Origin of the sequence: Sphingomonas cremea (assembly GCF_021502585.1) — a bacterium.
GTDB lineage: Bacteria > Pseudomonadota > Alphaproteobacteria > Sphingomonadales > Sphingomonadaceae > Sphingomicrobium > Sphingomicrobium cremea.
This window is the reverse complement of record NZ_JAKFGM010000001.1, coordinates 955,200-981,013: the sequence shown is the minus strand read 5'-3', so window position 1 is coordinate 981,013 and position 25,814 is coordinate 955,200. Positions and strand designations below refer to the sequence as shown.

Here is a 25,814-nt window from a genome sequence, read left to right as displayed (position 1 = left end):
GCGATTGCGCCCCGCGCCGATAATATTAGGTAATGTAAGTGTTTGGGTGATCAACCAAAATGTAGGCGCGCTCGTTTAAGTTCGCTTGCGTCTTCAGGTCTCGAAGTTCTTTGTCGAGCAGCGCCAGCGAATGGGCTTCGACGGTGCATCGTTGCTGGCCCAAAAAGCGGTATCTAAGCCCGACTACAAGATAGAGGTTTGGCGGCTTGGCGTGACCTCTGGCCGCCGCTACGGCCCCATTTTCGCTAAAGGCGGTGCTATCTAAGGACTCGGGCTTATCCGGAAAAACGGTGCGGCCAAACTCAACCATGCCGCCCTCCCAATGCTTGAAAACGGCCAGCGCGGTATCGCGGGCGATGTAAATAGGAAAGTCTTCGTCTTCGCTGAGTATGAGCAATCTCGAAAATGCCACAACGTGCACAGCTGGCGATTTCCCAGAGTTTGTGGCTGTGAGGCTAAAATTCACCGTGACTTGGTCAGCCGAAATCGTGAGCGCTCCCGGTTTGATATCAAGGTGAAGCCATGGTCGGTTGGCATCCTGAGCCGCGTCGGCGCTTCGCTTGTTCGCTCGGAAGGTGGCCAAGACCAGAACAATTCCAAGCATGCCGAAGGCGGTGCCGAAGATCGCGGCGAAGCCCATGTAGCGCGTCCAGATTGCGGTCGCTCTTTGGGCCGCAAGGTCATATTCGTCATGCCTTGCCTGGCGGGCGGCGTCGTCTTCCTTGGCCTCGCATTCAGCTCTTGCCGACGTCGCCAATGGGAGACATCGATCTTCTTTGGCCATGTTAGCGCGATTAGAATAGGAATTGGCGTTGCCGCTGGCCTCCAATTCAGCTGAGATTTGTTCGCGGTTGGCATAGTTGACCATCATGATCGCGCCGCCAATTGGCACGGCAGCGGCAAAAACGATGCCCGCAGCAACAGCAACTTCGCGAGCGCTCCACCCCATGGGCGCGTTTGTCACTCAACTATGCGATGATGTCAAAATGACTTGGCATGATCGATAACACCGCCTTCCCAGACGGCATCTTTGGGTCGAAAGTGGTCATTAGGGCAGCTATGCTCAAGAAATGTGCAACCTCTACCGACTGTCGAAAGGTCCCGCCGAGATCGCAAAGCTTTTCCGAGCGCAGGCCGATCCGCCCGGCAATGCCGGTGAGAGCGTTTATCCCGGCTATCCCGGCCTCGTGGTTGCCGAGGGCCGTGTTCGCCAGATGGCTTGGGGCTTCCCGCTCGCGCTGAAGGGCAAGAGCGGGCAACTGCTGAAGCCCAAGCCGGTCAACAACGCCCGCACCGATAAGTTGGACAGCTTCATGTGGCGGTACAGCTTTCAGGACCGCCGCTGCCTGATCCCGGTCACCGAGTTCTGTGAGGCGGAAGGCGAGAAGGGTGCCAAGACCCGGACATGGTTTTCGCTGCCCAACGAGGAGGTTTTTGCCGTCGCCGGTATCTGGCGCGACACCGACGAATGGGGTCCGGCCTACTCGATGATCATGACCGAGGCGTGCGCCCATGTGCAGAGCGTCCATGACCGTATGCCAGTGATCCTTGCGCCGGAGACATGGAGCGATTGGCTGGATGGCCAACCCGACGATGCTCGGCTGCTCTGCCAGCCCTATCCGGCAGAAATGGTCATCCGCCGCACTAGCGATCCTTGGGTCATACGATAAGACGTGGTGACGGCGCAGCCGCTTTCGCCAGCTTATAATGTGCTGAACTTCTCGCCCCTGATCTGAAGTTCAAATGCGCCGGGGCGAACCGTGCGAGAAAGCTCTTCCATCTGCTGCCAAACGTAGAGGACGCGGGATGCCTTTCGGTTCAGGGGCAGCTCCATCACGGCCTTTCTTGGGAAAAATCCGACTAGACCAGCCCGTAAGAATAGCTCCCGCGTCGGGCGTTTTTTCGGAATGTTCAGGTCGCCCGATAGGACAACCCAATCTCCCTCCGCTCCGAGAGCCGGGATCCATTCCTCGTCCTTGATGTGTGTGGTGCCGAATTTGTCCTTATGGCAGGTAACTTCATGCTCGCCGGCGAATAACGCCCCTAATCCTCGGGCCAGCGCCGGGGGTAGGTTGTGGTCAATGAAGACCTTCAAGTGGCGTCGGCCAATTCGCCAGCTTCGAACTCTAGCGCATCACGAATAGCGCGGCCCGAAGTCTCATAGAGCCGCGCAACGCGTTCGACCGACCCCTCGGCCTTCACGTCCTGTACGACCCTCGATGTCAGGAGGCCTATGTCGGCCACGATGGGCTGTCCGAATGATCGCTCCGGATCGATGACGATGGTTTTTCGGCTCGGAATGAGCCACCAGCGCTCGACCGCCGCGTCCCCGAATTCGAAGCCTGACAAGGTCGGCAAGACAAACGCCCGGAAGACGTGTTGCCTGTCCTTGAGATCGATGAGCCGGGGTTCCTCGACCCCTTGGGTGATATCTAGGAAAATGCGGCGACCGTCGGTCTTAAATGCCTTGGTGGAGAACGGGTGATCGCCCAAGATTTCCTTCGCACGGTCGATGCAGAGGCGAATGGTTGGAAGTCCGATCCTGGAGCGCCTCAGCCCATTTACAATTCGGGCCTCGACCAGATCGCGGAACCCGAGAAGGGGACCATCATCATCGCAACCGTATTGGGGTTCCCACAGCGGCGGCATTTCTCGCGGCCCGTCGCCATGATCAAAATCATATCCGTAGAGCCAGCGGCGAAGGGTAGCAGGCTGCATACGAAGCAGTTTCGCTGCCTCTGATGGCGTATAAGCTCCGACCCCGAATGCGGCGCTGGCCATCTCGTCTCCCTTCGAGCGGACAATTACTGGCATGACGCATAAAGGCAACCACCGGCAGTTTTGCCGGGTCATCCCGCACCCGTCTCACGTGGGCCGGAACCGGTCCTTCCAGCGCGTCGAATGAAGCAGCGGCTGCGGGCCGCCCAAGCGCTGTCAGTTGCAGGTGACGCACGTGACCGCCGAGCGCTTCTTGCTTGGCGCGGCAGGTTTTGCTGGCGTTACAGTCTCGACCGGCGGCTGTGGCGAGGCCTTCGAAGTTTGACCACTTGCCACTTTCATTCGCGCTATCTCATCATCACTGAGAAACTTGATTGCCTGACCTGATGCATGACGACGCCCCCACGTCAGCCCACCATAGAGCGTCTCGCTATATTTCGCGTTGACCACCGCATCAGCTCCAAGCTTGCGGGCACGTTCCCAAAGTTCATTGTACACGTGCTGCTCAGACGGGTTTTTTTCAAAAATTGTCCACTTGCGGACGTTGGTCTTAATTTCGGCGATGACCCGATAAGGCCGGTCGGTGATGTCACCGGCCACGACTGGGACTGGCATTGTCCTGACCTGAGCGTAACCCGGTAAAGACGGCGCTGGCTGCGGGTTGATATTCTGAAGCGCTAGAATGATGCCCAACAACACGGTCATGTCGCCCCCCACACGTGGTGACGAAGTCTAACCGGAAGTAGGTGGAGCGGCAAATTGGCGGGCCGGAACCTGCCCTTCCCAGCGCGTCGAATTGAAGCGGCGGCGCGGGGGCCGCCCAAGCGACTACCTCTCGCTAACGGGCCTATTAGGGGCCTTGGCGCGGGCTAACGCTACTATGGGTCGTTCGTCCGACGCTGGAACAAACGTATCACCATTTGCCGAAGCCCTAGAGGTCAACGGCATCGGTCGTCAGGGGGCCGTGAGGGGCCTTGGCGCGGGCGACCTCGTGCCGAAACGAGTGTGGGGATTGGTTTGGGACAAGCCAATTCTGCGACGTAAAGTAGCGTCAGTTTATCGAGGCATTTCAAAAGCGTAGGAAAAATCGGTTCTATTCCCGCTACCCGCTCCATATCTCGACAGTCCGGCGGACTGACGAGATATGGGCGCCCGAGCGAAACTTGGCGCGACGATCCACCCAGAAATTCGAATTGCCTCCTCAAAGTCAGGGCAGGCGCAGAGCTCGACGGCTGCGCCCGCCCTTCATCGGCAGCGTGAGTGCAAAACGCTCACTCTTCTGCGTGCGAAAAGGAGGCTAATCGCACGGGGTTCAAACGCTTACGGCGCGATGAAGTTTCGCAGAAATCCGCCAACTTGGATTAGTAGACGATGCGAATTTGAGTCGCCGGTGTCTCAATTGGGCGAGTCAAGCCTGCGACCAAGCGCAACAAAGGCGTAGATCAGAGGCGGGACAAGCACCATCGATAGCACCACCTTGGCCAGCATCTGGCCCAAAAGGAGCTCCGCGATCGGGAATACGCCGTAAAAGGCGACCGTGATGAAAATCAGCGTATCGACAATCTGGCTAAGCACACTGGCAATGCCGGAACGGAGCCAGAGCAGGCGATTGCCTTCGCGGCCCTTGAGCTTGCTGAAGATCGTGACGTTGAGCAGCTGTGAGGTTCCATAAGCCAGGATTCCGCCGGCCCAGATGCGCGGAGTTCCCCCCAAGATCGTTTCAAATGCGCTCAAGCGGACAGGATCCATGTCATTGGCCGCAGGCACAGCGAGCACCGCAATGCTGATCAGCAGCGAGGCAATCAACGGTACGAAGCCGATCAGAACCAGCCGATTGGCGGTATCGCGGCCATGCAATTCGGCCACGGCGCTGGATGTCACAACCAACAGCAGGAAGGCGAAAATGCCCGCCTCGACCGCCAACGGCCCAAGCGCGACCTGCTTGTTGCCGAGTACCCCGGCGATACAGACCATTCCGCCGTAGAAGATGGCGAAGGCGAAAAGCGAAGGAGAAATGGCGGGCCGGGCATTGCCCTGAACGGTGTCGGTCATGGGGGCGATGGCCTAGCGGCTTTGCGCGTGCCCGCAAGCCCATTTCCGTTGACCCTGACCTAACGCGCGGTTACGCGCCGCGCTTCTCCGCTTTCGCTCCAGGATTGACCGGCAACCTCATGGCCGACGCCACTATCGACATCGTTGCCATGGGCGATGCCATCGTCGACGTCATTGCCAGCTGCGATGACGAGTTCCTGAAGGCGCATGACCTGCCAAAGGGGTCGATGCAGCTTCTATCGCTCGAACAGGCAGACAAGCTTTACGCGGCGATGGGCGTAGCTCGGGAAATGTCGGGCGGATCGGCGGCCAATTCGATGGCCGGGATCGCGGCGATGGGGGGAAGATCGGCGTTCATCGGCCAGATTGCCGAGGATCAGCTAGGCCTGATCTTCGAGCATGACATGCATGCGCTTGGCGTTCATTTCGACACGCCGCCGATAATTGGAGGGCCGCCGACCGGGCGCTGCCTGATCCTGGTTACGCCCGACGCACAGCGGACCATGAACACCGCTCCAGGGGCGAGCCATGAATTGCACGCCGACGTGCTCGACGCCGATCTGATTGCGTCGGCCTCAATCCTCTACTTGGAAGGCTATTTGTTCGGCCCGGAAAAGCCGCGCGCAGCCATGATGAAGGCAATCGACATCGCCCACGGGGCGGGACGGCAAGTAGCCTTTACCCTGAGTGAGAGCGTGTGCATTGCCGGCCGCAAGGAACGCTTTGGCCAGATGATCGACAGCGGCGGAGTGGACCTGTTGTTCGCCAACCAGGACGAAGCATTGCAGTTGACCGGAAGAGCCGACGTGGAAAGCGCGCTTACCGAGCTTCGCGCCAAGGTGCCGACGCTGGTCATCACCAAGGGACCAGACGGTGCGATCGCGATCGAGAATGGCGAGCGGATTTCAATTCCCGCTGCGCCCGTCGGTTACGTGGTCGACACTACCGGCGCGGGCGACCTGTTCGCGGCGGGCTTCCTCACCGCGCGGTGCAAGGGAGCGAGCCTGGAACGTTGCCTGTGGACCGGGGCGATCGCGGCGGGCGAAGTCATCCAGCATTATGGTGCGCGACCAATCACTGACCTGAAGGCGCTGGTGAAACTATGAACCACATCAAGAAGCTCGCGGTTTATTGCGGGTCGGCGCCAGGCGTCGATCCGGCCTTCGCCGATATGGCGCGCGCCCTGGTCCGGGAAATGGCCGCGCGCGGTGTCGAGATGATCTATGGCGGCGGGCGGCTCGGCCTGATGGGCATCATTGCCGATGAGATGCTTGCGGCCGGTGGCAAAGTATTCGGCGTTATCCCGCAGGCATTGGTTGACCACGAGGTAGCGCATACCGGCCTTACCGAGCTGCACATTGTCGCCAACATGCATGAGCGAAAGGCGAAGTTCACCGAGCTTTGCGATGCCTTCGTCGCGCTGCCGGGCGGGATCGGTACGCTCGATGAGCTGTTCGAGGCCTGGACCTGGAATGCGCTCGGCTATCACGCCAAGCCCTTCTGCCTGCTCAACGTCCACGGTTTCTGGGATGGGTTGGCCGGTTTCATGGATCATGTTCGCGACAGCGGATTTTTGAGCCAGCCGCGACGGCTTCAGCTTCTGAAAGCCGAAACACCTGCTCAAGCGCTCGACCTACTGGACGAAGCGGCGAAAAACGCGGCACAAGGCGTGACCTGGTAAAGGCGTCCGGGGGAGGGGCGGCACTTTCTCATGAACCAATATTTGCTTGGGGTGGCAGGAATCGCCGCCATCTTCCTGATTGCTATTGCTTTTTCTTCAAATCGTAAGGCGATCCGTCTCCGCGTAGTCGGGGCCGCGTTCGCGCTTCAGGCGTTCATTGCCTTCATCGTTTTGAGGACCAGCGGAGGGCGGGCGACGATCCAGGCCATGTCAGACGGCGTCGCCAGCCTGCTCGGCTACGCCACCAAAGGCACCGAGTTTCTGTTCGGACCGACTGAGAGCAATCCCCTGGCGCATAGCTTTGCCATCGCCGCACTTCCGGTGATCATCTTCTTCGCCAGCCTTGTCGCCATCCTCTATCACCTTGGCATCATGCAGCGGATCGTCCGCTGGGTCGGCGGCGCGATCGGCTGGGTGACGGGGGTCAGCCGGGTGGAATCGCTGGGCGCGGCGGCGAATATCTTCGTCGGACAGTCAGAAAGTCCGCTGGTCGTGCGGCCCTATTTGTCCGCGCTTCCGCCGTCGCACCTCTTCACGCTGATGAGCGTGGGCATGGCCGGCGTCGCAGGCACGATCCTCGCCGCTTATGCGGGGCTGCTCGGCGAGCGCTACCTGCCTTATCTGCTAGCAGCCGCGTTCATGTCCGCTCCGGGCGGAATTTTGATGGCCAAGCTCATCATGCCCGACGACCCGCCAGAGCCCGATGAGCTGGCGTTAAAGGGCGGTCGGGCAGCCAAGGCGCCTGAGGACGATATCGAGGTTCACACGTTCGAAGAAGGCGAGCGGCCGGCAAACATCATCATGGCGGCGGCCCAGGGCGCGCAGACCGGTGTAAAACTGGCGGTGGCGGTGGGGGCGATGGTACTGGCCTTTGTCGCACTGGTGGCGCTGGCCAACGGCATTCTCGGCGGAATCGGCGGCTGGTTCGGCCGGCCCGACCTTTCGTTCCAGGCCATCGTCGGCACGCTTTTCTCTCCTGTCATGTTCCTGATCGGCATTCCATGGAGCGAAGCGGGGGTTGCCGGCGGACTGTTCGGGACCAAGGTTGTCCTGAACGAGTTCGTTGCCTTCATCGACCTTGGCAATGCTGCGGGACCAGCGGCGGCACTGAGTGACCGAAGTCGGGCAATCATTACCTTTGCACTGTGCGGCTTCGCCAATTTCAGCTCGATCGCCATCCAGATGGCTGTGACTGGCAATCTCGCGCCCAACCAACGACCGATGATCGCCAGGCTGGGGCTGCGAGCGCTGCTGGCTGCGTCGCTCGCCAACCTGATGAGCGCCGCGCTAGCCGGGCTGATGATCATCTGATTTTTTGCTAAGAGCCTGACATGACCGACGTAATTACCAGCGACACTGTCGCTTCCGTATCGCTCGCCGATGTGGACAAAGACCCAAAAGCCTTCTCGGACGAGCTCGGCAACAGCTTCGTCGAATATGGCTTCGCCATCGTGCGCGATCATGGCATCCCGCTAGCGCTCATTGACCGCGCCGAAGAATTATCGACGCAATTCTTTGCTTTGCCAGAAGATATTAAGAAGAAATATCTGATTCCGGGCTCCGGCGGCGCGCGCGGCTATACCGCGTTCGGGATCGAGACCGCCAAGGGCCACCAGGCATTCGATCTGAAGGAATTCTGGCACGTTGGCCGAGAGCTGCCCGCCGGTCACAGCTTCCGCGAGGTGATGGCCGACAATATCTGGCCGGAGGAGATTTCCGGCTTCAAGGAAACTTTCCTCGCGCTCTATGACGCGTTCGATGCGGCAGGAGTGAAGGTGCTGCGTGCCATCGCTCGGTTCCTGAAGGTCGACGAGGATTATTTCACCGACACCGTCCGCGACGGCAATTCGGTGATGCGCCTGCTCCATTACCCAGCCCAGACCGAGCCTACCGGCAATCACATCCGCGCCGGCGCGCACGAGGACATCAACGCCATAACGCTGCTGCTAGGCGCCGAGGAAGCCGGGCTGGAGCTGAAGACCAAGGACGGCCGCTGGATCCCGGTAAGCCCCAAGCCGGGCGAGCTGGTGATCAACATCGGCGATATGCTGCAGCGACTGACCAACGGCGTTCTTCGCTCAACCAGCCACCGTGTGGTCAACCCGGCGCCCGACCGAGCGAGCCATGCACGCTACTCGATGCCCTATTTCCTGCATTTCCGGCCGGATTTCATGATCGAGGCGCTGCCGGGCACCGTACCGCCCGGCGAGCAGTCGAAATGGCCGCGGATCAGCAGCCATGACTATCTGCAAGAGCGGCTTAAAGAGATTAAGCTGAAGTAGGGCGAGGCAGCTAACCCGCGTCCTTTAGATTAGCCGGTCCGAAGCCATGCGGGATAAGGGACGTGATCGAGTGTCGATCGATGCTTGTGCCATCGCCAGAGGCGCAGAGTATCTCGATGTCGCTGCCGCTCAGTTGGGCGGCTTCAAGGATCGCCTGTCGGCAGCCGCCACATGGAGTTACGATCTTTTGCCCAATCAGCGTGCCGGCACCGACGTTGCCGCCCGTGACCGCAATTCGCGCGACGTTATGAAGCCCGAACGCCTGGGTAGCGGCGGATAAGGCGCTCTGCTCCGCGCAGATGCCGAGGCGGTAGCAGGCGTTTTCGACATTCACCCCGGTGACGACTTGGCCGTCAATGCTCTCGATTGCGCAACCGACTGAAAAGCCGGAGTAAGGGGCGTAAGCTTTGAGCGCGGCATCCCGGGCAGCGGCGATGAGGACTTCGTCGGTCATTGGGTTGGAAATAGGCAGAATGGCAAGCATCCCGCAATGCCGTCGCCCCTGGCTTCGCTTAAGGCGAGAATGCCTTGCCTCTAACGCAGTGGCGGCTCGTCGAAACTTCTGAGCTTGCGGCTGTGAAGGCCGTCGCCCTCCTGCTTGAGTATGGCGAGCGTCTCGATGCCGATGCGGAGGTGCTGGCTGATCGCTCGCTCGTAAAAGGCGTTGGCCTGGCCTGGGAGCTTCAGCTCGCCGTGAAGCGGCTTGTCGGAAACGCAGAGCAAAGTCCCATAGGGCACGCGGAAGCGGTAGCCCTGGGCGGCGACCGTCGCCGATTCCATGTCGATCGCAACCGCCCGGCTCTGGTTGAAGCGCAGCGCGCTCAAAGTGTAGCGCAGCTCCCAGTTGCGGTCGTCGGTGGTGACCACGGTGCCGGTGCGGAAGCGGTTCTTGATGCTGTCTTCGTCCTCGCCGGTGACTTCCAGAGCGGCGTTGTAGAGCGCGGTCTGGACCTCGGCGATGGCCGGAATGGGCACTTCGACCGGGAGTACGTCGTCGAGCACATGGTCGTCGCGCAGATAGGCGTGGGCGAGGACATAGTCGCCGATCGTCTGGCTGGGACGAAGGCCGCCACAGTGGCCGATCATCAGCCAGGCTTCGGGCCTAAGCACCGCGATATGGTCGCATATGGTCTTCGCATTGGACGGCCCGACCCCGATGTTGACCAGGGTGATGCCGTCGCCCTCCGGCGTCATAAGGTGATAGGCCGGCATCTGGTGGCGGCGCCACAAGCCCGCGGCGATTTGTTCCTCAGCATCGGCCAGGTCGCCATGCTCGAACGTGCCGCCGGGCACCGAAAGGCTGGTGAAGCGGCTGGAAGGATCGCGTAGCGCGGCAATGGCGAACCGAACGAACTCGTCGACATAGCGGACATAGTTGGTGAACAGCACAAAGCGCTGGAAATGCTCGGCCGGCGTTCCGGTGTAATGCTTCAGCCGCGCGAGGCTGAAGTCGGTGCGGAGAGCATCGAACAGCGCCAAAGGCCGGGTCGGGTCCAGCGCTACGTCCCAGGCACCGTCGGCCACTTCATCACCGATATGGACGAGATCGGTAGAAGGAAACCACCGCGATAGCTCGACGGTCGAAATGCCCTCCAGGTCGAGGTCGCCGCCGTCCAGCACATAGGGGTAGGGGATTTCGCTTGCCGATGTGCCGACGCTTACCTGGACCGGATAGTCGCGAACCAGATGTTCGAGCTGTTCGCGCAAATAATCGCGGAACAAGGCGGGGCGGGCGATCGAGGTCGTGTAGATTCCGGGCTGATTCAGTCGGGCAAAGGCTCGGGCCGGGGTTGGCGGGGGTGACTCCGGATCATATTCGATGCGGAGTTCGGGATAGGCGAACGCGCCGTCGTCACGATCCTTGGGATCGGGGCGAACCCCTCGTGCGGCATATTCCGTCAGTGCATTTCTAAGGCGATCGACCGAAGCATCGTAACGGGATTCAAGCTGGTCGAGGATTGTTTCGATATCGTTCTGTTCTGTCATGAGTAACCCGATTGGCTTGATAATGTGGCACTTGCAAGACAGCTTGAAATACTAAGCAAGCTTATTATATGCAGGCGCATGAAAGAGCTTGCCTGGGAAATTGCCGAAACAAGCCGGATGATTCGGCGCCATTTCAACCGGCGTGCCGCTGTGCTTGGCGTCACCAGCGCCCAATGGCGCGCCCTTGCCTGGCTTGGCCATGAGCCCCGGCTGAAACAGGTCGAATTGGCCGAGCGCCTAGACGTGGAACCGATTACCGCCGGGCGGATTATTGACCGCCTCGAGGAAGCCGGACTGGTGGAACGGCTTTCCGATCCTGTTGACCGGAGAGCCTGGCGCCTGGTGGTGACCGACAAGGCGCAGCCCATCATCCAGCGGCTGGGAATGCTGGCAGAAGATATGGCGGGCGACATTTTCGCCGGCTTGGAAACGTCAGAGGTGGAAGAGGTTCGCGCCACGCTCGCGCGGGTCCGGGAAAATATCGGCCGCACAGAAACGGCTCAGAGGAAGTCGGCATGAACAAGATGACCGCCGTTGAAGCTGAAACGGCTGGGAACGCTTCCGTAACAGCGCCGGCAAAGCGCAAGCGGCTCGCGCTGATGATCTCGCTACCGCTGCTGATTGCCGTGGTCGGGCTATATTTTTGGCTGACGAGCGGCGCGACGGTCAGCACGGACAATGCTTATGTGAAGCAAGACGTCACCGCCATTTCGACCCAAGTCAACGGACCGGTCGCGGCGGTCTACGTCCGCGAGAACCAGCATGTGAACCGGGGCGATATACTTTACCTGGTCGACCCAGCGCCGTTCGAGGCAGCGTTGCATGCGGCCGAAGCCCAACTTGCCGCCGCGCGGCTGCAAACCCACGAACTGGTGGTCGAGGCTGCTGGTACCGGATCCGACATTCGCGGCAGCGAGGCCAATCTGGCGATCGCGCGACGGGCGTTCGAGCGTCAGGCGGCGCTGATGAAGCAGGGTTTCACCACCAAGGCCGACTACGATGACGCCGCCAATGAATTGGCGAAGGCCGAAAACGAGCTTGGCAATGCCCGCGCAAAGTCCAACGAGGCCACTGCCGCGATTGCTCCTGGCGGCAATCAGCCCGCTATCGCCGCTGCCCTCGCGCTGATCGAGAAGGCGAAGCTGGACCTGGCGCACACGGTGATCCGCGCTCCGACAAGCGGAACTATAGTCAAATCCGACCGGCTGTTGGTTGGCCAGACCGCCATTACCGGCGTCGCCATGTTGTCGATCGTCGGCGATCGCCAGGCTTGGGTGGAAGCCAATTTCAAGGAAGGCGATTTGGCAAAAATGGCTGTCGGTCAGCCGGCCGAGGTGACATTCGATGCTTACCCCGGCGTCAAGATCAAAGGCCATGTAGCGTCGATCGGTGCCGGCACTGGCAGCGAATTTTCGGTGCTTCCGGCCCAGAATGCCAACGGCAACTGGGTCAAGGTCACCCAGCGCGTTCCGGTGCGTATCGCCTTTGACTCCAAGCCACCGCGAGAGATGATCGCGGGATTGAGCTCGACCGTCGAAGTCCGCGTCGACGGCAAGCGCTGAGGCACCACCGATGACCGTCGAGCATCAGCTCGAGCCGATGGAGCGCATCCTCGTCACCATCGCGGTGATGTTGGCGGTGTTGATCCAGGTGCTGGACACGACAATTGCGAACGTCGCACTGCCGCATATGCAGGCGAGCCTCGGCGCAACCCAGGAGAGTATCAACTGGGTGCTGACCAGCTATATTGTCGCGTCGGCAATCGCCCTGCCGATCGCTGGCTGGTTGGCCGATCGCGTCGGTCGAAAGCGGCTGCTGTTTTGGGCGGTGGTGAGCTTCACAATCGCCTCGTTCCTGTGTGCGATCGCGCAATCGCTGCCGGAAATGGTTGGCTTTCGCATCCTTCAGGGCATTTCCGGAGCCTTCCTGGTACCACTGAGCCAGGCCACGCTGTTCGACATCAACCCGGCCGAACGCCACGCGCGGGCAATGGCGCTGTTTGGCGGCGGCATCATGATCGGGCCGATCCTCGGGCCGGTCCTGGGGGGCTGGCTGACCGACAGTTTCAATTGGCGCTGGGTTTTCCTGGTCAATATTCCCATCGGCACGATCGCGGCGCTGATGCTCCTTCGATTCATGCCGAAAAGCCCGAAATCCAGGCATCGCTTCGACCTGCTCGGTTTCGCGCTCCTTGGCCTTGCGCTCGGCGGGCTGCAGCTGATGCTCGACCGTGGCCAGCACGAGGATTGGTTTGATAGCGCCGAAATCTGGATCGAAGCTGCGATCTTCGCCGCCGCGTCGTGGATGTTCGTCATCCACACGCTGACTTCCAAGACGCCCATATTCAGCCGGTCGATGTTCACCGATCGCAATTTCGCACTAGGCCTCCTCTTCATGATGGTCACCGGCGTGCTCCTTCTGGCGGGCCTCGCGCTGTTGCCGCCGATGCTCCAGCACCTCTACGGCTATTCGGTCCTTCAGTCGGGCATCATGACCGCGCCGCGCGGTGTGGGGACGCTCATTTCCATGCTCCTTGCAGGTCGGCTGGTCGGAAAGGTCGATCTTAGAATACTAGTCGCGCTTGGCATGGGCCTGATGGGCTGGTCGCTTCATGTCATGACCGGCTTCGCGATCGAGATGGGACATGGGCCGATCGTCTGGTCGGGCTTTATCCAGGGCCTGGGCCTTGGCCTGGTGTTTGTCACGATGCAGAGCCTGGCCTTTGCCACGCTGGCGCCAAGGATGCGGACTCACGCTGCCAGCCTGCTGAACCTGTCACGCAATATTGGCGGGTCGATCGGCATCAGTTTGGTGACGACGTTGCTGGCGCGCAACATGCAGATCGCACATGCAGACATGACCGGCCACATCACCGAACAGGTGCTGCCTTCGATCAGCAGCGGGGTCGTGGCCCAGTTGGGCATGCCGGCGTCAAGTGCACTGGCAATGGTCGACGCCGAAATTACTCGCCAGGCCGCCTTCATCGCCTACATCGACGATTTCTGGATCATGATGTGGCTGACCTTTGCGTCGATTCCGCTGGTCTTGCTGCTTCGCCCGGCAAAAGCGAGGCCATCTGGCGAGCCCCAAATGGCGATCGCCGACTGATCAATCTACACGGCCGTCAGGCGGCAACAAAGCCTCCGTCGATCATGTAGATCGACCCGTTGCAATATGACGATGCATCGCTGGCGAGAAACGTGATCAAGTGGGCGACTTCCTCGCTGGTCCCATAGCGCTTCATCGCGATGCTCGCTTCGATACCCGCCCGCAAAGCCGCAGGGTCGTCAGGCGCAAGCTGGTTCTGCAGGGAATCGATCATACGATTGTCGATCGGGCCAGGCCCGACGGCATTCACGCGAATATTCGACGCGCCCAGTTCCAGGGCGGCAGTCTTCACCAGGCCATAAACCGCATGCTTACTGGCGATATATGGAGCCATGGCCGGAAAACCGATGCAACCGGCGATCGATGACAGGGCTACGATGGATCCGCCGCCACGGCTCTTGAGCGGTGCGACGCAATGCTTGATCGACAGCCAGACGCCGGTGACGTTGGTGCGCATCGTGTCCTCAAACTCTTCGACGCTTAGCATGTCGACTGGCTTTAGCGTGCCTTCGGTTCCGGCATTTGCAATCAAGATGTCGAGCCCGCCGAACCGATCGAGCGTTGCTGCGACCACCGCGGCAAAGGCGGTTTCGTCGGCCGCTTCGGCCAAGCTTCCCTCGACTTCACCGAGCGGCTTCAAGCGGGCAAGGGTGGCGGCCAGCTTGTCGGCGGAGCGCGCGACCAGCATTACTTTTGCGCCGAGTTGCAAGAAGAGCTTCGCCGTGGCTTCGCCGATGCCGCCGGTGGCACCGGTGATGATGGCAACCTTGCCGTCGAGGCGTTGCTTGTTCATCTCGTCAGTCACGTCGAGTCTCCGTCTTGGTGGGGGTCCCGATGAACGACTGGGGCCAATCGCCTAGCATGGCAGGCAGGAGATGACGCAATGAAAAGGCCGGATGCCGGGTGCGCAATTGCTATTCGGGTGACCACTCGCTCGTCAAAGCCGGGCATCGGCGACTGGCGTAAAGACGCGGATGGACGAGAAGAGCTTGAGATACGGGTCTCGGCCGCTCCCACCGATGGGGAGGCAAATGCAGCCGTAATCAAGCTGCTCGCCAAGAAGCTTGGCATTCCCAGGAGTTCGATCGAAATCGTGAGCGGCGAATCCAGCCGCCATAAGCGCATCGCGCTGGCAATCGACGAAGCCGAGCTTCGAACACGCTTGAGCTAGGCATCAGTCGGCAATCAAGCTCATGCACGTGCCGCCAGCCTCGGCCTTCTGCAATTCGGACAGGTCCAATTCGACGACCTCGAACCCGCGCTCCCGAACTTGCTCCGCGGTCCGAGGGCTCCCCGCCGCCATCACGAGCCGGTCTGCGGCGCGCACGATATTTGCCGCATAGGGTTCGTCTTCATCCACATTGATCGCATCCGTTCCTGCAAAAATGGCCGGGTCGACCCATTCAGGATTCACCAGCACGGTAGGGCGTCCATGCTGGTCAGGTCCGGCGAAAGTCACCGCGGTCTTGAGGTGCAGGCATCGGCCCAGCTCGACCGGCACCACTTGAAAACCCAGCGTTTCAACGATTGCCCTTAGCGCGCACATACCCTGGCTGTCGGTCCTTCTTGACCGGCCAAGGTACAGTGTCTGGTCAATGCGGAGCACGTCGCCGCCGTCCAATATCCCCGACTCCAGGAAATGAATCGTGAAATAGGGTGCCAGGCCCTCCGCGGTCGAAAAAATCTCATCGAACCGCGATGGGATTCCTGGCCGGGTGATGACGGCGTGGTCGCCCAGCAAGATTGCCGTATCTTCGACGAATACACCGTCGGGATGATCGTCGAGCGGCGACAAGCGGTGGATTGTCAGGCCGGCATCCGCCAGCGCTAATTCATAAGCGGCTTGTTGCTCCGCTGCACGCCGTACGTCGATGGGCTGCCGCTTCAGGTGCGTCAGCGCGCAATCGGCAAGTCGCGGGCTGACCGCGCGAGTGAAGGCCATCGGCATTGGTCAGTCCTAACCGAGGGAGCCAAGGATGAAACTCGGCACATTTACCTAGGCGAAACTCGGATCACCAAAGAGAAAGGGCGGCCCGAACGGACCGCCCTTCCTTGTTTGGGTTGAAGACGTTTAGCGCTTCGAGAACTGGAAGCTGCGGCGAGCCTTGGCCCGGCCGTACTTCTTACGTTCGACCACGCGGCTGTCGCGGGTCAGGAAGCCTTCGCGCTTGACCGCGCTGCGAAGCACCGGCTCGTAGCGCGACAGCGCCTGGGCGATACCGTGCTTGACCGCGCCGGCCTGGCCCGAAAGGCCGCCGCCCTTGACGGTGGCGACGACGTCATACTGGCCGACCCGCTCGGTGACATCGAACGGCTGGTTGATCACCAGGCGCAGGGTAGGGCGGGCGAAATAAATCGACTGATCGCGGCCATTGACCTCGATCTTGCCCGAACCCGGCTTCAGCCAGACACGCGCGACGGCGTCCTTGCGGCGCCCGGTCGCATAAGCACGACCATATTTGTCGAGCTGCTGCTCACGCAGCGGGGTTTCTACCTGCGGAGCAACCGGGGCCGGTGCCTCAGCGGCTTCGACTTCGACGGTGTCGACCGCGGCGGTCTCGGCTGCCGGGGTTTCGGCAACGACAGGCTCTTCAACCTGCTGGCCGGTCAGCTTGCCCAGGTCGGAAAGGGATTTCTTAGCGGCCATCTTATGCGCCCACCTTGTTCTTGCGGTTCATGCCAGCGACGTCGAGCAGCTCGGGGCTTTGTCCAGCGTGTGGATGCTCTGTGCCATTGTAGAGGTGCAGGGCGCGCATCTGGTCGCGGCCCAGGGGACCGCGAGGGATCATGCGCTCCACGGCCTTCTCGAGCACGCGCTCGGGAAAGCGGCCTTCGAGCACCTTGCCCGCGGTCACTTCCTTCAGGCCGCCGGCATAGCCAGTGTGCTTGTAATAAAGCTTCTGGTTCAGCTTGCGGCCGGTGAAGCGCACCTTGTCGGCATTGATGACGACGACATGGTCGCCGCAATCGACGTGCGGGGTAAAGCTCGGCTTATGCTTGCCGCGCAGGATGTTGGCGATGATCGTCGCGACGCGACCGACCACCAGGCCGTCGGCATCGATCAGATGCCACTTCTTTTCCACCTCGGCCGGTTTGATCGACTTGGTGGTCTTCATCAGCGCCTTCATGGGCTGGACCTCTTCTCAAAAATGCAGGAAGCGCCGCCAGAGGGCAGCGCTGCTGGGCGGGCTAATGATGATGGGGGGTGAGAAAGTCAAGCAAAAGCGGTGCTTTGCTGACGGGTAAAATATTACCGGAGCTCTGCTTCGACCCACTCGCCATATTCCGCCAGCAGCCGTTCGACTGGCCAGACTACGATGGCTGGGACCGAGTAGCTGTGCAGTTCCTTGATCCGCATGATCAGCCCATCAACCTTATCCAGCGTGGTCTTGAACAGCGCCGGCGTTTCGGTCGCAGTTTCGATCGCGCCTTCCCAGCGGTAGATCGAACGGCAAGGGCCGAGGATATTGATGCAGGCCGCCAGCTTTTCCTCAACGACGATCATGCCGATCCGCTGTGCCTCGGCAGGATCGGCGAACACCGCGTAGACGGTTACGATGCTCATTCGCGTGGCGTGCCGTACGAATGCGCACCCCAGGTGACGGACGCGACAACAAGCGCGCCTACCGCCTGGTGCAGCACGGCGAGGACGATGTTCATTCCGGTCATTACGGTAGCGATGCCGAGTAATATCTGGGTGCCGAACGCCCGGTGGATGAATTTGGACGCCTGCCGGTCGATTGGCTTCACCTTTCGCGCGAAAACCACAAGCGCGGCGACCACCACCCACGCCCACCAGCGGTGGAGGAAGTGAAGCAGGTAAGGGTCGTGGGTGAACGCCCAGGATGCACCCATCGTCCAATCGATGCCGTCAGGGATGAATTTGCCCTGCATTAGCGGCCAGTCGCTGGCGACATAGCCTGCGTTCAAGCCTGCTACCCAAGCGCCCAGTAGCAACTGGACGAAAAGAATAAGAGCCGTAACGAGGCCGGCACGGGTCAGGCGGGCCGGGCGATTTTCGTCGGTCCTTGCCAATTGTCGAAGGTCGAGCGCGGTCCAGATCAGCGCAGCCATGATAAACAAGGCCAGCAGCAAATGCGCCGAAAGGCGAAAATGGCTGACGTCGGTGCGGTCGACCAGCCCGGACATCACCATGTACCAGCCGAGCAGGCCCTGGCTGCCGCCGAGGAGCAGAAGCGCCACCAGCCTCCAGCCATAGCCGAGGGGGATTGCCCGTTTGATCGCGAACCAGGCGAGGGGGAGGGCAAAGGCAAGGCCGATCAGGCGACCGATCAGCCGATGGACCCATTCCCAGAAGAAGATGAACTTATATTGGGCAAGGTCCATTCCCGCCGGGCCATTGATCTCGCGAAATTCGGGGGTCGCCTTGTATAGGTCGAAGGCATGCTGCCATTGCTCGTTGGTCAGCGGTGGAATGGCTCCGCGGATCGGGTTCCATTCGGTGATCGAAAGGCCGCTCTCGGTCAGCCGGGTGATCCCGCCGACCACGACCATGAGGAATACCATACCGGCAACGAACAGCAGCCAGTTGGCGATTGCGAGGGGGCGGGGAGCGAGCTTCAGCTGGGAAGCGTCGGGCGCGAGAGTGGAGTCCATGTCGCGGGCGATATGGCCGGATAACAGGGCGTTGCCAACAATCTCGATTCCAGCGTGAATGTAATGTTGTAACTTTGTCAACGCGACGTTATATCCTGCGGCATGTCGCCACTAGCGATTCCCACTCATCGTCTCGACCGTATGGCCATCGGCCTGTCGGGACTTTGTGTCGTCCATTGTTTGGCGACATCGGTTTTGCTTGCGCTGGTTGCGAGTCTCGGCAGCACGCTGGGCGCCAACTGGATTCATGAAGTTGGCCTCGGCCTGGCAATGATCATGGGAGCGATCGCGCTGGGCCGGGGCATCCTCGAGCACGGCTATACGATGCCGAGTGCTGTCGGCGGCCTTGGACTTGGTGTCATGGCCGGCGCATTGACCATGCCGCATGACGGCACCGAGGCGCTGTATACCGTCGTCGGGGTGGCGATTCTGGCGCTTGGTCACCGGCTCAATCACATCGCTGCCCAATAGCCTTCACCGCGCTTGCGAGTGAGGGTTGGGGAGCCTATCTTCACACTATGTCTGCACATACTCACCAGCTTCACAAAGGTGCGTCGCTTCGCGATGCCGCGGCACGGAGAATGGCCGAGCGGGGCGAGCAATGGACCGACATGCGCGCATCGGTATTCGATTCACTGGCTGGTTTCGAACGGCCAGCGAGCGCCTATGACATTGCCGAGGCAGTCTCCAAGGCGCGCGGAAAGCGGGTCGCCGCGAACAGCGTTTATCGCATCCTCGACTTGTTCGTTGGCACCAACTTGGCCCGGCGGGTCGAGAGCGCCAATGCCTATATCGCCAACCAGCATCCCGGCTGCCTGCACGACTGTATCTTCCTGATTTGCGACAATTGCGGACAGGCTACTCATATCGACGACGACAAATTGTCTGGCGGAGTTCGAGATGCCGCCGAACATGCCGGTTTTGCCGAGGTTCGCCCGGTAATCGAGGTTCGCGGCCGCTGCGGCGATTGCAGCTAAGTGCTGGATAAGCACCCCTTAAGGGGTTAGTGGCGATCCAATGTCCGAGCGCCCAGTCACGCCTTTACTAGACCAGGTCCATTTCCCGGCCGATATTCGCAAGCTGCAGAAGTCCGAGCTGCCGCAGCTAGCCGACGAGCTTCGCGCCGAGATGATTTCGGCCGTATCGACCTCCGGCGGCCACCTGGGCTCGGGGCTCGGCGTGGTCGAACTGACTATCGCCATTCACTATGTATTCGACACGCCCAACGACAAGCTGATCTGGGACGTCGGCCACCAATGCTATCCGCACAAGATCATCACCGGGCGGCGCGATCGGATCCGGACGATCCGGCAGGGCGGGGGTCTTAGCGGATTCACCAAGCGCGCCGAGAGCGAATATGACCCGTTCGGCGCGGCGCACAGCTCGACAAGCATTTCTGCTGCGCTTGGCTTTGCCATTTCCAACAAGCTTGCCCACAAGCCGGGCCGGGCGATTGCGGTGATCGGCGACGGCGCGATGAGCGCGGGGATGGCCTATGAGGCGATGAACAACGCCCATGAGGCGGGTAACCGGCTGATCGTCATCCTCAATGACAATGACATGTCGATCGCACCACCGGTCGGCTCTCTCCGCAACAGCCTCGCGCGGTTGGTATCGTCGCGGAAATATCTTGCTCCCCGGCGGCTGGCGCAGAAGCTGGCGCGGGCGATGCCGGGACCGCTTCATCGTGCAGCGCGCAAGATGGAGGAATATACCCGCGGCTGGGTGACCGGCGGGACCCTGTTCGAGGAGCTGGGCTTCTATTACGTCGGCCCTGTCGATGGTCATAATGTCGAGGCGCTGGTCGAGATCCTCGAAAATGTCCGCGATGCCGAAGAGGGTCCGATCCTAGTCCATGCGGTGACCAAGAAGGGCAAGGGCTATGGCCCGGCCGAGAACGCCGCCGACAAATATCATGGCGTGGTCAAGTTCGACATTGTGTCGGGCAAGCAGGACAAGGGCCCGGGCGGCGGTCCACCGGCGTACACGTCGGTGTTCGCCGATGCGTTGAAGGCTGAAATGGCACGCGACGAGAAGGTCGTGGCGATTACGGCAGCCATGCCTTCCGGTACCGGCCTGGACAAGGTCGAGGCCGCTTTTCCTGATCGCACATTCGACGTCGGGATTGCCGAGCAGCATGCCGTGACCTTCGCGGCCGGGCTTGCCGCGCAAGGACATCGGCCGTTCTGCGCCATTTACTCGACATTCCTGCAACGTGCCTATGACCAGGTGGTGCATGACGTTGCGATCCAGAATTTGCCTGTGCGCTTTGCATTGGACCGTGCCGGGCTGGTCGGCGCCGACGGCTGCACCCATGCCGGGTCGTTCGATCTCGCTTACTTGTGCACCTTGCCCAATTTCGTGGTGATGGCTGCGGCCAATGAAGCCGAGCTGGTCAACATGGTGCATACCATGGCGCTTCACGACAGCGGGCCGATCGCCGTGCGCTATCCACGCGGCAACGGCCGCGGCGTTCCGCTACCCGTCACGCCGCAAGCGCTGGAAATCGGGAAGGGCCGCATCGCTCGCGAAGGCAAGACCGTCGCAATCCTGTCGTTGGGGACGCGGCTTGAGGAGGCGGAGAAGGCAGCGGATATGCTCGAAGCCAAGGGCCTGTCGACAACGGTCGCCGACATGCGCTTCGCCAAGCCGCTCGATGAAGAGCTGATCCGCAAACTGCTCACGACCCATGAAGTTGCGGTGACGATCGAGGAGGCAGCCATCGGCGGGTTTGGAGCGCACGTCCTCACATTGGCCAGCGACGATGGATTGATCGATGCGGGGCTCAAGCTTCGTACCCTACGACTGCCGGATAGCTTCCAGGATCAGGACTCGCCGCAGAGACAATATGACGAGGCCGGCCTAAATGCCCCGCATATCGTCGAAACGGTGCTCAAGGCACTCCGCCGCAATGACATCGATGCTGATGCGGGAGCGATCGCCTGACTCTCGAATGGTGGCTTGTCTTCGGGCTCGTCGGCCTGATGATCCTGTTTTTCGTCACAATGCCAATGTCGCGCCGGCGGCATCTCCGCCTCGCGCGCAAGAGGGGCTGGATCGAATTTGACCGGTTCGAGCGGACGATGGCGCGGGCGTTCGTTTCGGCAACGACCATTCGCTTCCTGTGGCGCGAGCTGGCGCCCTTCTACCATCCGCCATTGAAGCCGCTGCCCGATGACCGGCTTGAAAGCCAGATATTAGTCGATAGGCCCGAAATCGAAGGACTGATCATCCACTTCTGGCGTTCGATGCGAGGGGCAGATCCTTTGCCGGCCTTCTCGCCACTCGCGCCCGACCCGAGCGTCGCGGAACTCGGTCGGCATCTGGATCTTATGGCCGGATGGACCGTGAGGAGCGCGGCGTGAACGGATGGCGCGGCTGGGTCCGCCGCCTGCTGATATCCGCTATATTGTTGCTGGTTACCGTGTCGTTCCTACCGCTTTGGTGGACGGATCGATGGTGGGTCCGGCTGTGGGATTATCCGCGGCTCCAGGTTGCGGGTCTGCTCATCATTTTCGGCGCGGCGCTTTTCTTCATCAAGGTTCGGCGGACGCCTGCCTTTTGGGCGCTAATCGCGATGGTTGTGGCCGCGCTCTCCTGGCAGATCAGCCATTTCATCCCCTATTTCCCGCTCTACCCCCAGCAAGTCGCCAGTGCGAAAAGCTGCCCTGCCAAGCGCCAGCTTTCGTTGCTCAATGCCAATGTCCTGTTGAGCAACAAGCAATATGGAAAATTGCTTCGCCTGGTCGAGCAGCGGCGGCCGGACGTGCTGCTCCTGCTTGAGCCCGGACTGGAGTGGGAAAAGGCTGTCGCACCGCTCGCGAAGGATTATCCGTATCGATTATCGGAAGTTGCCCCAAATACTTACGGGATGATCTTGATGTCGCGCCTTCCGATGGAAGGGGGTATTGCCCATTTGCTCCAGCCGGGCGTTCCATCAGCTTCTGTCAGCCTGCGATTGCCCGGCGGGGACGAGGTCATGTTCCACGCGCTTCATCCTGAGCCACCTTATCCCGGTGACGACAGCGGTGAGCGGGACGCCGAGCTGGTCAAGGTGGGCCGGACCGTTCGCAACAATGGGCAAGCAGCGATTGTCATGGGCGACCTCAACGACGTTGCGTGGTCGCGAACCTCGCGCCTGTTCAAGCAGGTTGCCGGCATGGGCGATCCCCGCGTCGGTCGGGGATTCTATCCGACCTTCAACGCCAATTATCCGCTCTTACGCTGGCCACTCGATCATTTGTTCGTGAGCCCTCATTTCGAGCTCATGGCTATCGACCTTCTGCCCGACATCGGATCCGATCATCTGCCTATCTTCTTCCGGCTGTGCTTGAAGGCGGATGCATCGATACGGAAGGTCAGCCCATCGGCGCCAGCTTCGGTCGAAGCCGAAGCGAACCAGGAGTTCGGCGAGGGCATCGCCGAGAAACGCGAGGAAGATCGTGGCCGCTAAACTTCGGGCAGACCAGCTTCTGGTCGCGCGCGGACTGGCCGAAAGCCGGACCCGCGCGCAGGCCTTGATCCTTGCCGGAAATGTGTTTGCAGGTGACAAAAGGGTCGGCAAGGCCGGCGACATGCTGTCCGAGGACGCAGCACTGACAGTCAAAGGCCGCGATCATCCGTGGGTGTCACGAGGTGGGATCAAGCTTGACCATGGGCTTAGCCATTTTGGGTTTGACGTCGCTGGCGCGGTGGCGCTGGATGTCGGCAGTTCGACTGGGGGCTTCACGGACGTGCTGCTGAGCCGCGGCGCCGCCAAGGTCTATGCGGTCGACGTCGGCACCAACCAGTTGGCGTGGAAACTGCGCAGCGATCCGCGCGTCGTCGTCCATGAGCAGACCAACGCCCGCGAATTGACGACGGCGATTATTCCCGAACCGGTTGACATCGTCGTTTGCGACGCCAGTTTCATCTCACTCGCCAAGGTGCTCGACCGGGCGCTCGACCTTGCCAAGCCCGGGGCCAAGCTGGTTGCGCTGGTGAAGCCGCAGTTCGAGGCGGGGCGCGAAGAGGTTGGCAAGGGCGGGGTGGTTCGTGATCCGGCGGTCCACAATCGCGTCTGCGACGATGCCGCCGATTGGGTCCGCTCCAAGGGTTGGCGCGTTCTGGGGATCGAAAGAAGCCCAATCACCGGCCCGGAAGGCAATGTCGAATTCCTGCTCGGCGCGATCAAGGAGGATTGAATGGCAGCACAAGTAAAAGGCGGTCGCAGCCCTTGGAAGATGGCGCTGATCACGGTTCCTGCAATCGTGATCATCGGTTCGCTGATGGGTTATTTGTCGAACAGCGGGTTTGAGAATGGGTGGTACGCCATCCTCCAAAAACCTTCCTTCCAGCCGCCGGCGTGGATGTTCGGCGTAGTGTGGACGATCCTTTACACGCTGCTCGGATTGGCCCTTGCCATCATTTTGCAGGAACCGCCGTCGAAGCAGCGGAGAGACGCCCTTTGGCTTTTCGGAGGCCAGCTCGCTCTGAATTTCGCCTGGTCGCCGATCTTTTTCGGGCTGCACATGATCGACGTCGCGTTTTTGACCGTTGTCGTCATGCTGATCATGGCGATCGCCACCGCCAGCCTTTTTCGCAGGCTTAAGCCGGTGGCGGGCTGGCTGATGCTGCCCTATCTTCTATGGTTGTGCCTTGCCTCCGCCCTCAACTATGAGACGGGAAGGCTGAATCCATCTGCCGATGCAGCGCCGCTGGGGATCACGGGAGTAAGATCATAATGCAGTCGCAGAACCGAATATTCGACGACCTGGTCAAGATGATGAACGGAGTTGCCGGCACCATGGCCGGGATGGGCCGCGAGGCCGAGACGTCGATGCGCGACAAGATGCGCGAATGGGTCGGCGGGATGGATTTCGTCGCCCGCGACGAATTCGATGCGGTGAAGGCCATGGCGGTGGCTGCGCGCGACGAAAATGAGGCACTTAAAAAGCGGATCGAGGCGCTTGAGCTTGCTGCCAGGCCTGCGCCGGCAAAGCCGAAAGCGGCCAAGGCGACCAAGCCGGGAGCAAAATCCTGACCGACCAAGTCGAAAACGACGAGCGTGACGACGGCGCGCCGATCGAGGTGCTCGAACAATATTTCGAAGCGCGCGGCTGGGCCTGCGAACGGGCTGGCGATGGCGAGATTATCGCCTCGGCAACGGGCAGCTGGGCGCAATATGAATTGCGCGGTGTCTGGCGCAGCGAGGACCAGGTGCTGCAGTTCCTGGCTTTCCCCGACATCAAGGTCGGGCCGGAAAAGCGGGCTGCAATCTATGAAGCCATTGGCCTCATCAACGAACAGTTGTGGCTGGGCCATTTCGAGCTTTGGTCGGGTTCAGGCCTGATCGTGTTCCGCCATGCAGCGTTGGTTGGCGAAGGCGAGTCGATGAGTTTCGAACAGGCCGAGGCGATCAGCGAGGCAGCGATTGAAGAGTGCGAGCGCTTCTACCCCGTGTTCCAGTTCGTACTGTGGGGCGGCAAGTCTCCGACCGAGGCGATCTCGGCGGCATTGATCGATACCGCAGGCGAAGCCTGACGCCATGACGGCAGCGATCCCGGTGCCAGCCTGGCTGGTTGGCTGTGGCAACATGGCCGGGGCGATGGTGGACGGATGGCGCGCTTCGGCCGTGGATTTTTCAAACGTGGCAGTAATCCGGCCCAGCGGAGCGCCGGTTGAGAGCATCCGAACCCTAACCGATTATCCGGACCAGCAGCCGCGCTTCGTCATGCTCGGGTTTAAGCCGCAAAAGCTCGATGAAATTGCGCCAAGGCTGGAGCCGCATATCGAGTCGGACACCATCATCGTGTCGATGCTGGCAGGCATAACAGCTTCCATACTTCGTCAGCGCTTTCCCAATGCGCGCGCCATCATTCGGATCATGCCCAATCTTCCGGTCGCGCAGAGGCAAGGGGTGATCCCGCTTTATTCAGAGGATCGCGACGATCAGGCATGCGACGCGGTTGAAGGCCTTATGGGGCTACTTGGTCTCGCGCCCTGGTGTGAGCATGAGGACCAAATCGCCGCCATCGGCGCCATTTCGGCTTCCGGGCCAGCTTATTTTGCACGCTTCGCCGAAGCGATCGGTCGGGCGGGGGTGACTCACGGGCTTAGTTCAACTCTGGCGCACTCCATTGCCGCACAGACGCTAATCGGGACCGGTGCATTTGCAGCCGCAACCGGCGAATCCATGGGCGAGGTCGCCCGTCGCGTCGCCAGTCCCAAAGGCACCACCGAACAGGGTCTCGCCGTGCTGGACGGGCCCGAAGGGCTGCAACCGCTGGTCGATCGGATGCTTGGCGCCGCGCTCAAACGTGTCGAGGAACTCGCCGAGGCAGCCCGGCGCAATTGACGGCCAATGGCTGCTCGCCTAGGCGCGGGCGCCT

General features: G+C 60.9%; 32 protein-coding genes. 19 read left to right on the top strand and 13 right to left on the bottom strand.

Going from position 1 to position 25,814, the window contains the following annotated elements:
• Nucleotides 1-25: 25 nt before the first annotated feature.
• Nucleotides 26-949, bottom strand: a complete 924-nt coding sequence (locus LVY65_RS05040) for a hypothetical protein (protein WP_235066894.1) — start codon at nt 947-949, stop codon at nt 26-28.
• 121 nt (nt 950-1,070) lie between these two features.
• Between LVY65_RS05040 and LVY65_RS05035 the strand changes: the two genes are divergently transcribed.
• Nucleotides 1,071-1,670, top strand: a complete 600-nt coding sequence (locus LVY65_RS05035) for an SOS response-associated peptidase (protein ID WP_235066893.1) — start codon at nt 1,071-1,073, stop codon at nt 1,668-1,670.
• A gap of 32 nt (nt 1,671-1,702) precedes the next feature.
• Here LVY65_RS05035 and LVY65_RS05030 read toward each other — a convergent pair whose 3' ends face one another.
• The 4 genes from LVY65_RS05030 to LVY65_RS05015 all read right to left on the bottom strand — a co-directional run bounded on the left by LVY65_RS05030 (nt 1,703) and on the right by LVY65_RS05015 (nt 4,770).
• The gene (locus LVY65_RS05030) at nt 1,703-2,095 is read right to left on the bottom strand and encodes a PIN-like domain-containing protein (protein ID WP_235066892.1); all 393 of its coding nucleotides are present in this window, start codon (nt 2,093-2,095) and stop codon (nt 1,703-1,705) included.
• On the bottom strand, nt 2,092-2,781 hold the full coding sequence (locus LVY65_RS05025; protein ID WP_235066891.1) for a MerR family transcriptional regulator: 690 nt from the start codon (nt 2,779-2,781) through the stop codon (nt 2,092-2,094). The genes LVY65_RS05030 and LVY65_RS05025 overlap by 4 nt, the downstream gene beginning before the upstream one ends.
• A gap of 153 nt (nt 2,782-2,934) precedes the next feature.
• Nucleotides 2,935-3,423: a hypothetical protein gene (locus LVY65_RS05020; RefSeq protein WP_235066890.1), complete on the bottom strand. Its 489-nt coding sequence runs from the start codon at nt 3,421-3,423 to the stop codon at nt 2,935-2,937.
• A 690-nt stretch (nt 3,424-4,113) separates the two neighbouring features.
• On the bottom strand, nt 4,114-4,770 hold the full coding sequence (locus LVY65_RS05015) for a queuosine precursor transporter (protein ID WP_235066889.1): 657 nt from the start codon (nt 4,768-4,770) through the stop codon (nt 4,114-4,116).
• Nucleotides 4,771-4,889: 119 nt separating this feature from the next.
• Between LVY65_RS05015 and LVY65_RS05010 the strand changes: the two genes are divergently transcribed.
• Genes LVY65_RS05010 through LVY65_RS04995 form a run of 4 tightly spaced genes read left to right on the top strand, consistent with a single transcriptional unit; the run spans nt 4,890 to nt 8,733 of the window.
• Nucleotides 4,890-5,876, top strand: coding sequence for an adenosine kinase (locus LVY65_RS05010; RefSeq protein WP_235066888.1), 987 nt, complete (start codon nt 4,890-4,892; stop codon nt 5,874-5,876).
• A gap of 5 nt (nt 5,877-5,881) precedes the next feature.
• Nucleotides 5,882-6,451, top strand: a complete 570-nt coding sequence (locus LVY65_RS05005; RefSeq protein WP_235067175.1) for an LOG family protein — start codon at nt 5,882-5,884, stop codon at nt 6,449-6,451.
• 30 nt (nt 6,452-6,481) lie between these two features.
• Complete coding sequence (locus tag LVY65_RS05000; protein ID WP_235066887.1) at nt 6,482-7,762, top strand: NupC/NupG family nucleoside CNT transporter; 1,281 nt, start codon at nt 6,482-6,484, stop codon at nt 7,760-7,762.
• 20 nt (nt 7,763-7,782) lie between these two features.
• A complete protein-coding gene (locus tag LVY65_RS04995; protein ID WP_235066886.1) occupies nt 7,783-8,733 on the top strand; it encodes an isopenicillin N synthase family dioxygenase in 951 nt (316 codons plus the stop codon).
• A gap of 10 nt (nt 8,734-8,743) precedes the next feature.
• Here LVY65_RS04995 and LVY65_RS04990 read toward each other — a convergent pair whose 3' ends face one another.
• Nucleotides 8,744-9,187, bottom strand: a complete 444-nt coding sequence (locus LVY65_RS04990) for a cytidine deaminase (protein WP_408021967.1) — start codon at nt 9,185-9,187, stop codon at nt 8,744-8,746.
• A gap of 80 nt (nt 9,188-9,267) precedes the next feature.
• Entirely contained in the window at nt 9,268-10,719 is a 1,452-nt protein-coding gene (locus LVY65_RS04985) for an AMP nucleosidase (RefSeq protein WP_235066884.1), read from the bottom strand.
• Between the two features lie 78 nt (nt 10,720-10,797).
• Between LVY65_RS04985 and LVY65_RS04980 the strand changes: the two genes are divergently transcribed.
• From LVY65_RS04980 to LVY65_RS04970, 3 genes are read left to right on the top strand one after another with little or no spacing between them, the layout of a single operon-like run.
• A complete protein-coding gene (locus LVY65_RS04980) occupies nt 10,798-11,238 on the top strand; it encodes a MarR family winged helix-turn-helix transcriptional regulator (RefSeq protein WP_235066883.1) in 441 nt (146 codons plus the stop codon).
• Nucleotides 11,235-12,281, top strand: a complete 1,047-nt coding sequence (locus tag LVY65_RS04975) for an HlyD family secretion protein (RefSeq protein ID WP_235066882.1) — start codon at nt 11,235-11,237, stop codon at nt 12,279-12,281. Before LVY65_RS04980 ends, LVY65_RS04975 begins: the two co-directional genes overlap by 4 nt.
• A 10-nt stretch (nt 12,282-12,291) precedes the next feature.
• Nucleotides 12,292-13,827 carry a DHA2 family efflux MFS transporter permease subunit gene (locus LVY65_RS04970; protein ID WP_235066881.1) on the top strand — a complete coding sequence of 512 codons (1,536 nt, stop codon included), beginning with the start codon at nt 12,292-12,294 and terminating at the stop codon, nt 13,825-13,827.
• A gap of 16 nt (nt 13,828-13,843) precedes the next feature.
• Here the strand turns inward: LVY65_RS04970 and LVY65_RS04965 are convergent, their stop codons facing one another.
• A complete protein-coding gene (locus LVY65_RS04965; RefSeq protein WP_235066880.1) occupies nt 13,844-14,632 on the bottom strand; it encodes an SDR family NAD(P)-dependent oxidoreductase in 789 nt (262 codons plus the stop codon).
• Between the two features lie 78 nt (nt 14,633-14,710).
• On the opposite strand from LVY65_RS04965, the gene LVY65_RS04960 reads away from it, so the two are divergent.
• Nucleotides 14,711-14,998, top strand: coding sequence for a DUF167 domain-containing protein (locus LVY65_RS04960; protein WP_235066879.1), 288 nt, complete (start codon nt 14,711-14,713; stop codon nt 14,996-14,998).
• Nucleotides 14,999-15,001: 3 nt separating this feature from the next.
• On the opposite strand, the gene LVY65_RS04955 is transcribed toward LVY65_RS04960, so the two are convergent.
• From LVY65_RS04955 to LVY65_RS04935, 5 genes are all read right to left on the bottom strand, one after another.
• Nucleotides 15,002-15,775, bottom strand: a complete 774-nt coding sequence (locus LVY65_RS04955; protein WP_235066878.1) for a dimethylarginine dimethylaminohydrolase family protein — start codon at nt 15,773-15,775, stop codon at nt 15,002-15,004.
• Between the two features lie 123 nt (nt 15,776-15,898).
• A complete protein-coding gene (rpsI, locus tag LVY65_RS04950) occupies nt 15,899-16,474 on the bottom strand; it encodes a 30S ribosomal protein S9 (RefSeq protein WP_235066877.1) in 576 nt (191 codons plus the stop codon).
• Nucleotide 16,475: 1 nt separating this feature from the next.
• On the bottom strand, nt 16,476-16,955 hold the full coding sequence (gene rplM / locus LVY65_RS04945; protein WP_235066876.1) for a 50S ribosomal protein L13: 480 nt from the start codon (nt 16,953-16,955) through the stop codon (nt 16,476-16,478).
• A 122-nt stretch (nt 16,956-17,077) separates the two neighbouring features.
• Nucleotides 17,078-17,392: a divalent-cation tolerance protein CutA gene (gene cutA, locus LVY65_RS04940; RefSeq protein WP_235066875.1), complete on the bottom strand. Its 315-nt coding sequence runs from the start codon at nt 17,390-17,392 to the stop codon at nt 17,078-17,080.
• Nucleotides 17,389-18,444, bottom strand: a complete 1,056-nt coding sequence (locus tag LVY65_RS04935; RefSeq protein WP_235066874.1) for a COX15/CtaA family protein — start codon at nt 18,442-18,444, stop codon at nt 17,389-17,391. The genes cutA and LVY65_RS04935 overlap by 4 nt, the downstream gene beginning before the upstream one ends.
• 102 nt (nt 18,445-18,546) lie before the next feature.
• On the opposite strand from LVY65_RS04935, the gene LVY65_RS04930 reads away from it, so the two are divergent.
• From LVY65_RS04930 to LVY65_RS04885, 10 genes are read left to right on the top strand one after another with little or no spacing between them, the layout of a single operon-like run.
• The gene (locus tag LVY65_RS04930) at nt 18,547-18,915 is read left to right on the top strand and encodes a MerC domain-containing protein (protein WP_235066873.1); all 369 of its coding nucleotides are present in this window, start codon (nt 18,547-18,549) and stop codon (nt 18,913-18,915) included.
• A 47-nt stretch (nt 18,916-18,962) separates the two neighbouring features.
• Nucleotides 18,963-19,421: a Fur family transcriptional regulator gene (locus tag LVY65_RS04925; RefSeq protein ID WP_235066872.1), complete on the top strand. Its 459-nt coding sequence runs from the start codon at nt 18,963-18,965 to the stop codon at nt 19,419-19,421.
• Between the two features lie 40 nt (nt 19,422-19,461).
• Nucleotides 19,462-21,390: a 1-deoxy-D-xylulose-5-phosphate synthase gene (dxs, locus tag LVY65_RS04920; RefSeq protein WP_235066871.1), complete on the top strand. Its 1,929-nt coding sequence runs from the start codon at nt 19,462-19,464 to the stop codon at nt 21,388-21,390.
• Nucleotides 21,391-21,428: 38 nt separating this feature from the next.
• A complete protein-coding gene (locus LVY65_RS04915; RefSeq protein WP_235066870.1) occupies nt 21,429-21,809 on the top strand; it encodes a hypothetical protein in 381 nt (126 codons plus the stop codon).
• Nucleotides 21,806-22,897, top strand: a complete 1,092-nt coding sequence (locus tag LVY65_RS04910; RefSeq protein ID WP_235066869.1) for an endonuclease/exonuclease/phosphatase family protein — start codon at nt 21,806-21,808, stop codon at nt 22,895-22,897. Before LVY65_RS04915 ends, LVY65_RS04910 begins: the two co-directional genes overlap by 4 nt.
• A complete protein-coding gene (locus LVY65_RS04905; protein ID WP_235066868.1) occupies nt 22,887-23,627 on the top strand; it encodes a TlyA family RNA methyltransferase in 741 nt (246 codons plus the stop codon). The genes LVY65_RS04910 and LVY65_RS04905 overlap by 11 nt, the downstream gene beginning before the upstream one ends.
• A complete protein-coding gene (locus LVY65_RS04900; protein ID WP_235066867.1) occupies nt 23,628-24,167 on the top strand; it encodes a TspO/MBR family protein in 540 nt (179 codons plus the stop codon). It abuts the gene before it with no gap.
• Nucleotides 24,167-24,466: an accessory factor UbiK family protein gene (locus tag LVY65_RS04895; RefSeq protein ID WP_235066866.1), complete on the top strand. Its 300-nt coding sequence runs from the start codon at nt 24,167-24,169 to the stop codon at nt 24,464-24,466. Before LVY65_RS04900 ends, LVY65_RS04895 begins: the two co-directional genes overlap by 1 nt.
• On the top strand, nt 24,460-24,966 hold the full coding sequence (locus tag LVY65_RS04890) for a type III secretion system chaperone family protein (RefSeq protein ID WP_235067174.1): 507 nt from the start codon (nt 24,460-24,462) through the stop codon (nt 24,964-24,966). The genes LVY65_RS04895 and LVY65_RS04890 overlap by 7 nt, the downstream gene beginning before the upstream one ends.
• A gap of 4 nt (nt 24,967-24,970) precedes the next feature.
• On the top strand, nt 24,971-25,780 hold the full coding sequence (locus LVY65_RS04885; RefSeq protein WP_235066865.1) for a pyrroline-5-carboxylate reductase family protein: 810 nt from the start codon (nt 24,971-24,973) through the stop codon (nt 25,778-25,780).
• The last annotated feature ends 34 nt before the right edge of the window (nt 25,781-25,814 follow it).